The organism is Kitasatospora sp. NPDC057738, assembly GCF_042798815.1.
In the GTDB taxonomy this organism is placed as follows: Bacteria; Actinomycetota; Actinomycetes; order Streptomycetales; family Streptomycetaceae; genus Kitasatospora; species Kitasatospora lactacystinica.
In genome coordinates, this window is sequence record NZ_JBHVJT010000049.1 from 62,089 (window position 1) to 71,118 (window position 9,030).

7 protein-coding genes and 1 pseudogene are annotated in these 9,030 nt (G+C 75.8%); 2 read left to right on the forward strand and 6 right to left on the reverse strand.

All coding sequences use genetic code 11. From position 1 onward, the window contains the following. Positions 1-122 precede the first annotated feature (122 nt). The gene (locus ACFVGO_RS25265; RefSeq protein WP_380634188.1) at positions 123-875 is read right to left on the reverse strand and encodes a TrmH family RNA methyltransferase; all 753 of its coding nucleotides are present in this window, start codon (positions 873-875) and stop codon (positions 123-125) included. Between the two features lie 5 nt (positions 876-880). Continuing rightward, complete coding sequence (locus ACFVGO_RS25270) at positions 881-1,528, reverse strand: TetR/AcrR family transcriptional regulator (protein ID WP_380634190.1); 648 nt, start codon at positions 1,526-1,528, stop codon at positions 881-883. Positions 1,529-1,628: 100 nt separating this feature from the next. Between ACFVGO_RS25270 and ACFVGO_RS25275 the strand changes: the two genes are divergently transcribed. Next, positions 1,629-2,279, forward strand: coding sequence for a hypothetical protein (locus ACFVGO_RS25275; RefSeq protein ID WP_359905242.1), 651 nt, complete (start codon positions 1,629-1,631; stop codon positions 2,277-2,279). Positions 2,280-2,516: 237 nt separating this feature from the next. Here the strand turns inward: ACFVGO_RS25275 and ACFVGO_RS25280 are convergent, their stop codons facing one another. The 4 genes from ACFVGO_RS25280 to ACFVGO_RS25295 all read right to left on the reverse strand — a co-directional run bounded on the left by ACFVGO_RS25280 (position 2,517) and on the right by ACFVGO_RS25295 (position 7,959). Continuing rightward, the gene (locus ACFVGO_RS25280) at positions 2,517-4,718 is read right to left on the reverse strand and encodes an FUSC family protein (RefSeq protein ID WP_359912179.1); all 2,202 of its coding nucleotides are present in this window, start codon (positions 4,716-4,718) and stop codon (positions 2,517-2,519) included. A gap of 9 nt (positions 4,719-4,727) precedes the next feature. Then, positions 4,728-5,984, reverse strand: a complete 1,257-nt coding sequence (locus ACFVGO_RS25285) for an HTTM domain-containing protein (protein WP_380634194.1) — start codon at positions 5,982-5,984, stop codon at positions 4,728-4,730. Beyond that, complete coding sequence (locus ACFVGO_RS25290) at positions 5,981-6,643, reverse strand: DUF5819 family protein (protein ID WP_359912184.1); 663 nt, start codon at positions 6,641-6,643, stop codon at positions 5,981-5,983. The genes ACFVGO_RS25285 and ACFVGO_RS25290 overlap by 4 nt, the downstream gene beginning before the upstream one ends. Before the next feature lie 98 nt (positions 6,644-6,741). Next, a complete protein-coding gene (locus ACFVGO_RS25295) occupies positions 6,742-7,959 on the reverse strand; it encodes a rhodanese-like domain-containing protein (protein WP_380359154.1) in 1,218 nt (405 codons plus the stop codon). Positions 7,960-8,237: 278 nt separating this feature from the next. On the opposite strand from ACFVGO_RS25295, the pseudogene ACFVGO_RS25300 reads away from it, so the two are divergent. Next, positions 8,238-9,030: pseudogene (locus ACFVGO_RS25300) on the forward strand (hypothetical protein); the annotation flags it as partial.

A 9,030-nucleotide genomic window follows, 5' to 3' on the forward strand; every position in this document is an offset into this window, starting at 1 on the left:
TTCTCAGAAGGCCGGGGGTGGGGGTGGTGGTGGGCCTGAGGGCACTCTGGGCCCGGACACTTGGCTCGTCTTCTCCCCCGGGTGGCCCACCCGGGGCGCGGTGCCCACCCGGGCACCGCGCCTCAGCGCCGCCCCGACATCCAGTGGAAGAGGCCCATCCCGACGCTGGTCGCCAGGTTGAAGCTGGACACCCCCGGCTGCATCGGCACCGCCACCAGGTGGTCGGCGCGCGCCTTGAGCTCCTCCGACACGCCGTGCCGCTCGGTGCCGAAGACCAGCAGCGCCTCGTCGGGGAACGGCACGTCCCGGATGTCCGCCCCCTCCGGATCCAGCACGTACAGGGGCCCGTCCGGCAGTTGCTCCGGATCCAGGCGCTCGACCGCGGTCGCGAAGTGCAGTCCCGCGCTGCCCCGCAGCACGTTCGGGTGCCACGGATCCAGGTCCCCGGTGGTCACCACCCCGGTGGCACCGAACCCCGCCGCCAGCCGGATCACCGCCCCGACGTTCCCCAGGTTGCGCGGATTCTCCAGCACCACCACCGGCGCCGCCCGCGGCCGACGGGCCAGCACCGCCCGGTTCGCCCGCGCACCGGGCCGCACCGCCGAAGCGGCCACCCCCGTCGGGTGCAACCGCGGCACCAGCCCCCGCAGCACGGCCTCCGGCACCTCCACCGCGAGCCCCTCCAATGCCGGCACCACATCCGGCGCCAGCTCACCCGCCAACAGCAGCAGAGCCGCCCGGTCGGCGGTCAGCACCCGCCGCACCTCGCCGCCGAACCGCAGCGCGTGCTTCAGCGCGTGGAACCCGTCCAGCAGCACCGTCCCCGGCTCCCGCTCGCCCGCCCGCCAGGCCCGCACCAGCTCGTCCTCGTCCATGGCGGTCACTCTGTCACCCGCCCCGGAACCGGCTCACCGGGCCGCCCGGCCGCGGCGATCACCTCGTCGAAGCCCAACGCCCGCCCCGGCGGTCCGTCCGGTTCGCCGGCCAACCCGGCCAGCGCGAGGTCCAGGTGCCGGTGGACCAGGGAGCCGTCCGCGTCCAGCGCCGCCAGCGCCCCCGGCAGCGGACGGGACACCCGGACGCAGAGCAGCACCAGGTCCCCCATCCCCACGTCGGGGCGCAGCCGCCCGGCCTCCCGCGCGGCCCGCAGCAGCCCCTCGACCGCCACGACGGTGCCCCGGCGAACCGCCACCAGCTCCTCGTCCACCACCAGGTGCTCCAACAGCACCACGATCGCCGCCCCCATCCGCAGATCGGCGGCGGCGTGCACGAAGCGGCGCAGCGCCAGGTACGGATCCGGCTCGGCCGCCCGCGCCTGCTCGGCGGCCTCGGTGAGCCGGGCCAGCAGGTCGGTGACCAGCTCGCGGACCAGCGCCTCCCGGTCGGGGAACCGCCGGTAGAGCGTGCCCGGGCCGACCCCGGCCCGCCGCACCACCGCGTCCAACGGGGCGTCCGGGCCCCGCTCCAGGAACACCTCGCAGGCGGCGTCCAGGATCCTGCGCCGGCTGCGCTCCGCGTCGGCCCTCATCCACAACTCCCTAACCGGAGAAAATCTCTCCCCCTATGCTAGCGTCACCAGAAGCGGAGAAAATTCCTCCGCCTTCTCGCCCTCTTCAAGGAGCGACGCCATGCAGCCCGGCCTCACCATCCGCACCGAGATCGACGGCACCCCCCACCCCCGGGAGGCCGTCCTCGCCTGGGAACTCGACCGCGCCCGCGCCGCCCTGCGCCTGCTCAAGCAGCGCCTCGGCGACGACCGGACGCGCGAACTGCTCACCCCCGACACCACCGCCGCCGACACCGCCCTGGCCGGCTGGGCCCGGGCCTCCGCCGGCCGCCGGCGCACCGCCGTCACCGAACTCACCGCCACCGGCATCGACGCCGACGCCTTCCTCACCTGGTGGCAGGCCCGCCTGCAGGACGGCGACCGTGCCGCCCTGCTCGCCGCCAACCCCGAGCACTACCTCGCCGACTCCACCGGCGAGCAGGTCGAGATCATCGAAACCATCGGCACCGGCCCGGCCCGCTTCTTCCTCCACTTCCACCACGACCTCCCCGGCGACGACACCTTCCCGGTCCGCATCGGCGGCACCGGCACCCTCGCCGACGGCACCGAGGTCCTCCACGTCCTCCACGAATTCGCCGACACCCCCGACGGCCTGCGCATCCGCCTCACCGTCCAGTTCCCGGAAGCCGCCCCCGACCTCCTCCCCACCGGCCACCAGTGGCACTTCGCCTGCGAGTTCACCAACTGGCTCCAAGCCGCCCACGCCGCCTGACCCCAACACCCCACCCCACCGAGAGGAGCACCCCCACCCCCCACCGCGAAAGGTGTCCCCCCACCCCCACCGAGAGGAGCACCCCCACACCGCGATCGGGCCCCTCCCTCCCCCGCGAGAGCGACGCGCTGCGGAAGGGGGCGGCGCAGGGGGTGGGTGCGGAGAGGGGCGTGACGGGTGATTTTCAGACTGCCAACGGTCTCCACGCCCCACCCCTCGGAGTGGGCAGTCTGAAAATCACCCAGCCCCCGGAGCACCCACCCCCGGAGCCGCCCCCGGCCCCCCACCCTCCCGAGAGCCCCCCTCCCGAAGACCACCCTCCCGAGAGCCCTCCCCCACAGAAGACCCCCGCAAGGCCCGCTCCAAATCCCGCAGAGCCTGCCCCACCAACCGCGTCCCCGCCCTCACCACATCCCGCTGCACCCCCGCCGGCGCCCCCGCCAGCCCCTCCTCCAACCACACCTGGGCGTCCCGCACCGCCCCGAACTCCACCGTCCGCCCCGTCAGCATCGCCCCCGCCGCGAGCGCCGTCGCCAGCCGCAGCTCCTCCGCGTACGCCCCCGCCCCCGGCACCGGCTCCGCGTCCCCCGCCGGCAGGTGGGCCTCCAGCAGCACCGCCGCCCGCCCGAGGGCCCCGACCGCCGCCCGGGCCCGGTCGATCTGGCGCCGGCTCACCCCGGCCAGCCCGGATTCGTGCCGCCCGGGTTCGGCGTCGGCCCGCTGCATCGCCTGGAACAGTTCGGAGCGCGCCTCCCGGGAGTCCAGCAGCGCGCTGCGCACCACCCGTCCGCGCGGCGCCGCCGGCTCCTCGTAGCAGGCGATCACCGCCGCCGCGTACCGTCCGGCGGCCGCCAGCCATTCGGCGAGCCGTTCGCCGAGCCGGGCGGTCTGCCAGGTCGGGAAGAGCGCGTACGTGACGAGTGCGATCGATCCGCCGAGCAGGGTGAGCCCGACCCGTTCGAAGGCCGTCACCAGCGGGTTGCCCTCCTGCAGTCCGAGCAGGAACACCACGTACGTGGAGATCCCGACCGTGGTGAGCGCGTACCCGGTGCGGAACGCCAGGTACGAACCGCCGATGCAGATCACCGCCAGCGCGGCCAGCACCCATTGCCCGGGGTGGGCGAGTTGCACCACGAGCGTCGAGACGGCGACTCCGACCACTGTTCCGGCCAGCCGGGCGACGCCCCTGCTGTAGGTCTGGGCGAAGTCCGGCCGCATCACCATCGCGGCGGTCATCGGCGCCCAGTACCCGTGGTGGAATCCGGCGAGCCGGGCCAGCAGGTAGGCGACGGTGACCACGCCGGCGAGCCGGACGGCGTGCTGGAAGATCGCCGAGCGCGGGTGCAGCTGCCGCCGCACGGCCCGTGCCGCGACCGGCAGCATCCGGGCGATGGTGGGCTTGCGCAGCGCCCCGCCGGCCCCGACGACGGGGGTGGTGATGGTGTCCTCGTCGTTGCGGTCTAGGGTGTCCGCGGCCTTCCGCAGCAGCCCGCCGAGCCGCCGGGCGGAGCGCCGGGCCGCGCCCTGGAGCCGCGGCCCGTCGTCGGAGCCGACCAGGGTGAGCGAGGGCGCGGAGCGGGGGAGCCGGACGGGGTCGCCGGTGCGGATCGCCCGGGCGAGGGCGTCCATGACCTCGGCGGCGGCGGCCAGCACTTCCCGGGCCCGGTCCCGGCCCGGTCCTTCTTCGGGGGCGCCGACCTTGGGGTCGGCGAGTGCGGCGAGGGTGGGCCGGATGCGCTCGGCGATGCCGCGCAGTCCGCGCAGCTCGGGCGGCCGGTGGCGGTCCTGCCAGGGGGTGAGGGCGGCGGCGTGGCGGGCCGTCATGAACGGCTCGGGGTCGACGTGCGCGGTCGGGTCCTGTCGCAACCGGCGGGCGTAGTCGGCGAGTTCGGCGTAGGTGTCGGCGAGGGCCTCCCGTTGGGCGGTCCAGCTGCCGATCGGCCAGACGGTGATGACGGTGGCCTGGGCGACTCCGCCCAGGGCGGCGACGAGCCCGTGGCCGAGCGCGGTGACCGTGCTGACCGGGAGTTGCACGACGATCAGCATCACCGAGACGGTGTTGGTGGCGACCACTCCGGCGGTGGGCCCGATCGCCCAGGCCAGTCCGGCGCCGAAGGCCCACACCGCGAGCAGCACCGGGAAGAGCCCGGGGACGCCGGCGGCCAGGTAGCCGAGGAAGGTGCTGATGCCGAGTCCGGCCCCGGCGGCGACGGCGAGGCTGGCCCGGGGCCGGAAGCTGCGCTGGAAGGTGGCCGAGCCGGCGATGAACGCGCCCATCGCGGCCGAGGTGGCGAGCGCGACCCCGCCGAGCGCGAGGGTGGGGAAGAGCACCAGCGCCACCGCGACGGCCCCGCGCACCGCCCGCTTGGGGTCGGTGAGCGCCCGGTCCAGGGTGAGTCCGGTCCGCGCGGTGTCACGAAGTGCGGCGAACCAGGACATAGCGACATCCTAGGCCGGATACCTCCGCCGGATCCGGCTCAGCCGCGCCGCCGCCCACAGCAGTGCCCCGGTCGGCAGGAACACCGCGTCCGCCGCGATCATCGCGAGCGAGAAGACCGGCAGCCCGAGCACGACCGCGATCCCCGCGTGCTCCAGCATCATGACGGCCAGCAGGCCGTTCTTGACCCGCCGGTTGAGCAGCGTGAACGGGAACGCCACCTGGAGGATCACGGTGCCGTAGGAGATCAGGAAGACCGGCAGCAGCGCCGAGCCGACCAGCGCGGACAGTCCCGGCCAGGGCGTGAAGTAGTCCAGGTGCAGCGGGTAGTACAGCGCGGTGCCGTCCTGCCAGCGTGAGCCCTGCACCTTGTACCAGCCGGCCGTGGCGTAGATCAGCACCACTTCGACGGCGATCACCAGCATCGCGCAGTTGTGCACCATGTTCGCCAGCGCGTCGAGGACCGCCCGCGGCTCGCCGTCCGGCCGCAGCCGGCCGAGCGTCCACCAGAGCCCGGCCGCCGTCCAGATCGCCCAGAACAACGGGGACCAGCCGAGGTACGGGAAGGCCCGGTCGGTCCAGGTCAGGGTGTCCCCGGCGAAGCCGCCGAACTGACAGGCCGCCAGGACGGCTCCGAGCACCGCCCAGAGCACCACTCTGGTCCGCCCGGGTCCTCGGCGCCGGGCGTCCAGCGACCAGACCTCGGCGCAGCGGGTGAAGACCAGGTAGACCGCCATCAGGTGGACGACGTTGTCGCCGCCGTCGCCGAGGAAGACGTCGCGGTTCTGCAGGGACAGCACGGTGACCAGGAACAGCACCGTGCTCGCCCTGGTCCGCCAGCCCAGCAGTACGGCCAGGGCGGCCAGCACGGCCAGGTGGTAGACCAGCTCGGACCAGAGCCGGCCGCCGAACCAGGGCAGCACGGTGAACGCCCCGTTGTCGGCCAGCAGCCGTTCGGCCAGCTCCGCCGACCAGGGGGAGAGGTCGCCGTACAGCACCCGCCGGTGCGGCCACTCGCGCAGCAGGTAGGCCAGCCAGACCAGTCCGAAGCCGATCCGCACCACCGCCGCCTGGTGGCGGCCGAGCACCCGTCCGGTGAACGCCTCGGCGGCCCGGCCGAGCGGGGCCCGCGGCCCGCGTGCCGCCCCCGCCGCCCCGGACTCCACCGGCCGCGCGGCCCCGGTCTGCCGGGGCACCCCGCCGTCCGGCCCCGCCCCGCCCGGTGCCGCCCCGTCGGGTGCCGCGGTCCGCACCGTCGCCTCGTTCATCCGAGCAGCCCCCGGTAGTCCTCGTCCGTCACCGGCCACCACGGCAGCTCCCGCACCCGGGGCGCCGCCGGCGCGGGCTCGCCGCTCCAGGACGGCGGCGGGACGGTGGCCGCGGTCGACCGGAACTGGATCTCCACGACCCGCCCGCCGTCCGCCTCCCGGCCGATCCGCTGCAGGGCGATCCGCTTGAGGTACTGCTCGGCGAGCCTGCCGCGCGGGGAGGCCGGGGTCTCGTCCTGCGGGTTGTGCGAGCCGTCGTAGAAGTCCCAGGCCCGGCGCAGCAGGTTCTGCTCGACGTGGCTGGGCGCCGGGTTGCCCCGTATCGCGGCGACGTCCTGGGCGGTCAGCCCGATCCAGTCGTGGGTGCGGGTGGACCCGTCGGGCGCGGCGGTGCGGATCCGGGCGTCCACGCTCACGTTCTGCTGGAGCGGGTTGGGCGCGAACAGCTTCCAGTTCTGCTCGAACTCCGGGTACACCACGCCGTCGAGTTCGTCCCGGTACTGCCGGGACACCGAGTTGGCGGGCGCGACGTGCAGGAACACCGCGGCGAGGAACAGCCCGGTGCCGCCGGCCAGCACCGACCCGGCGAAGCCGAGGACCAGCTGCGCGGGCCTGGACCAGGTCCTCCCGGCAGCCGGCCGGTCCGTCGTCTCGGTCATGGCCTCCCCCGACCGGTCGGCGGGCGCCACCGGCCCGGTGCCGGCGCGCTCGCGCGCGCCCATCCTGCCGCACGGCACGGGCGGCGGGTGCCGGGCCGTCAGAGGACGAAGGCCTCCTGGCCGGTGCTGCTCACCATCGGACGGCCCGCACCCTGCCAGGCGTGCATCCCGCCGTCCACGTTCACCGCGTCCCGGCCCTGCTGGACCAGGTACTGGACGACCTGCGCGGAGCGGCCGCCGACCCGGCAGAGCACGTACAGCTTCTCCTCCGGCAGCTCGCCGAGGCGGGCGATCACCTCGCCGATCGGGATGTGCAGGGCGCCGTCGACGTGGCCGGCGTCCCACTCGTCCTGCTCGCGCACGTCCAGCAGGGCGGCGTCGGCGGGCACGGCGGCGGCGTCGGCGGAGGGGATCTGCGGGAACATCGTGTGGCTCTCCTGGGATTCGCGGGGATGCGTGTCATTGTCGCCCACCGGCGCCGTGCCCCGGCCGCCGGAGGCCGGGCCGTCCGCCGGGGCCGGGCCGCCGAGCAGCCGTTCCAGCTCGGCCCGGCGCTCGGCGGCCTTGGCCAGCAGTTCCTCGGCGAGCTGTTCCAGCAGCCGGTCCGGGTCCTGCGGGGCCAGGGCGAGCAGCTGGCCCATCGGGGTCTGCTCCAGCCGGACCTGCTCGGTGGCGGTCTCGGTGATCTTGGCGGTCAGCCAGTCCAGCCGGCGGCGCAGCCAGTCCGCGCGGTCGGGCGCGTCGACGGCGGGCGCGGCCTGCGGCGCGGTGGACCACTCGGCGGCCAGGGCCCCCAGGGCGGTCGCGTCCCCGTACGCGTAGGCCTCGTTGACCCGGGCCAGGAAGGCGGCCCGGCGCTGCTGCTCGGCCGGGTCGGTGGTCAGGTCGGGGTGGGCGCGGCGGACCAGCTCGCGGTAGATCCGCTGGGCGTCCTTGCCGGGCCGCACCCGCTCGGGTGCGGCGGGCGGCGGGGCCGCCTCCCCGTCCTGGCCGGCCTGCTCGCGCACCGAGTCGAAGAGCGCGTCCAGGTCCGGCAGGTCCTCGACCTGCTGCCGTGCCTCGGCGGCCCGGCGCAGGTCCTCCGGCCGGCCGGTGCGGGCCGCGACGGCCTCGGCGACCAGCGCGTCCAGTTCGTCCAGCCGGGCGTACAGCGGGCCGAGCAGCTGGTGGTGGATCAGCGCGAAGTTGTCGATCTCGACCCGCAGCGTCTGGACGTCCACGTCCATGCTGAGCCAGGCGAGCTCGGCGGCGGCGACCCGCTCCTCCAGTGCCTGCTGCTCCGGGTCCGTCCAGCGGGCGGGGCTCTGCGCGCTCACTTGTCGCCTCTGTCTCGTCCGGCCGGCTGCGTCCTGCGGACCACCCGTACGGGCGGTCCGGCCTGCCACCCTACCGCCGTGGTCGCGGGCCCCGTCCGGGTGAACCGGGGGCACGAACCGGCGTGCGGCACACGACACGCAACCGATCCTGAGGAATCTCCCCGTTTCGGTGTCGAGCCCGGCCCGGTCCGTGCTTCGCTGGTATCCGCACAGCGTGCCTTCCTCCGGAGCGACGGCCGCCCCCGGGCGCGGCGGCCAGGCGGGAGCAGAGCGAATCCATGGTGGCCGAGTCCAACTCCACACCGCGGCCGGCGGGCGACGGAACCGCGCCGGGCGACCACCCGACGGGTGTGGCCGCCCTGGTCCGGCTCGTCCCCGTCCTGGTCGACCGGTCCGGCCGGATCGCCCAGTGGGGCCGGGCCGCCGAAGAACTCTTCGGCCACCGCGCCGAGGTCGCCCACGACCGCCCGGCCTCCGGCCTGCTGCCCGCCCTGGAACCCCGGGCGCGCGAACGCTGCTCCGTCCGCCGCCCCTGCGACGCGTTCGACACCCTCACCGAGCGGACCGCCGACGGCCGCCCCTGGGCCGGCCGGCTGACCGTCACCGACCGCGAGGAGCACCAGCGCGACGTGCTCTGGTGGGCCTACCCGCTGCCCGGCCCGGCCGGCGGACTGCTGGCGCTGGCCGCCGACGCCCGCCCGCTGCGCTCCACCGGGCCGCGGCTCGCGCTCGGCGAGCGGCTGCTCCCCTTCGCCGCCGCGCCCGGCGCCCGGGGCGGCTTCCACACCCTGACCGCGGCGCTCACCCCGGCCGGTCGGCCGGTGCCCGAGCCGCTGGCCCGGCTGCTGCCCGCCGGCCACCGCGCGGCGCTGCTGGCCGCGCTGGACCGGGGCGGACTGCCCGCCCTGCGGCTGGACCCGGCCACCGTGCTGCCGGTGCTGCCCGCCGACGCGCAGACCGGTACGGCGCACGCGGCCGCCGGCCTCGGCCGCCGCTACCCGACGCCCCAGCAGCGCGCCGCCCGGGTCGGCCCGCCGCCGCAGCCCGAACAGGGCGCGCCCGGCCGCCGGC

Excerpts from the sequence above, each read along its gene's own strand:
- ACFVGO_RS25265 (WP_380634188.1), bottom strand. The coding sequence starts at position 875 with ATGGACGAGGACGAGCTGGTGCGGGCCTGGCGGGCGGGCGAGCGGGAG.
- ACFVGO_RS25270 (WP_380634190.1), bottom strand. The coding sequence starts at position 1,528 with ATGAGGGCCGACGCGGAGCGCAGCCGGCGCAGGATCCTGGACGCCGCC.
- ACFVGO_RS25275 (WP_359905242.1), top strand. The coding sequence starts at position 1,629 with ATGCAGCCCGGCCTCACCATCCGCACCGAGATCGACGGCACCCCCCAC.
- ACFVGO_RS25280 (WP_359912179.1), bottom strand. The coding sequence starts at position 4,718 with ATGTCCTGGTTCGCCGCACTTCGTGACACCGCGCGGACCGGACTCACC.
- ACFVGO_RS25285 (WP_380634194.1), bottom strand. The coding sequence starts at position 5,984 with ATGAACGAGGCGACGGTGCGGACCGCGGCACCCGACGGGGCGGCACCG.
- ACFVGO_RS25290 (WP_359912184.1), bottom strand. The coding sequence starts at position 6,643 with ATGACCGAGACGACGGACCGGCCGGCTGCCGGGAGGACCTGGTCCAGG.